This window comes from Neisseria sp. P0014.S009 (assembly GCF_051958155.1).
GTDB classification, from domain to species: domain Bacteria; phylum Pseudomonadota; class Gammaproteobacteria; order Burkholderiales; family Neisseriaceae; genus Neisseria; species Neisseria flavescens_C.
On sequence record NZ_JBQCVS010000203.1, the window covers coordinates 1 to 247 of the forward strand.

Below are 247 nucleotides of genomic sequence, written 5' to 3' on the forward strand. Positions count from 1 at the left end.
TTCCATGACCGCACCAACAGGCTCCAAGCCAAGCTTTCCTGACGGAATGTTAATTCTCGTTGACCCTGAGCAGGCTGTTGAGCCAGGTGATTTCTGCATAGCCAGACTTGGGGGTGATGAGTTTACCTTCAAGAAACTGATCAGGGATAGCGGTCAGGTGTTTTTACAACCACTAAACCCACAGTACCCAATGATCCCATGCAATGAGAGTTGTTCCGTTGTGGGGAAAGTTATCGCTAGTCAGTGG

1 protein-coding gene is annotated in these 247 nt (G+C 49.0%); it reads left to right on the forward strand.

Annotated features, from left to right (window positions below; all coding sequences use genetic code 11):
* Positions 1 to 247: LexA family protein (locus ACTHS4_RS12320; RefSeq protein WP_440366029.1), on the forward strand; the 247-nt coding region annotated here is incomplete at both ends.